General features: G+C 55.5%; 1 protein-coding gene. It reads left to right on the top strand.

Annotated elements, in window-relative coordinates; genetic code table 11:
• Nucleotides 1-465: ABC transporter permease (locus tag AB1462_RS31885; RefSeq protein WP_367249084.1), on the top strand; the 465-nt coding region annotated here is incomplete at both ends.

Here is a 465-nt window from a genome sequence, read left to right as displayed (position 1 = left end):
ACATGGGATTGTTCGAAAACGCGAACCGCTTCCTGAACCCGTTTCTGGTTGCCGCGATGGCGGTTCCCAAAGTCACGATCATACCTATGCTCACGCTCTATCTGGGTATCGGATTTTCTCACAAAGTCTTCATTGTCTTCCTGTTCGGCTACTTCCTTTTCGTCTTCAACACGATTGCCGGCATCCGGCAGGTCGATGACCGGCATCTAAAGGTCGCTCGTTCGCTTGGTGCGACCAAGCTGCAACTGGTGTTCAAGATCATCCTGCCTTCCGCAGTCCCGTCCATCATGGCTGCAGTGCGCATCGAGGCCGCCATGTGCCTTGTCGCAGCTCTGTTTGCAGAGATCGTCGCTTCGAAGGCAGGCCTCGGAAACATGCTCAATCGTGCGGTGGGCGTCTACGACACCGCCAGTGTTTTCGCGCTCGTCGTGTCGATCACGGCTGTCGCACTCATCACCGTATTCT

This window comes from Pseudomonas sp. SB113, assembly GCF_040754745.1.
In the GTDB taxonomy this organism is placed as follows: domain Bacteria; phylum Pseudomonadota; class Gammaproteobacteria; order Pseudomonadales; family Pseudomonadaceae; genus Aquipseudomonas; species Aquipseudomonas grimontii.
This window is presented reverse-complemented; position numbering and strand designations above follow the sequence as displayed.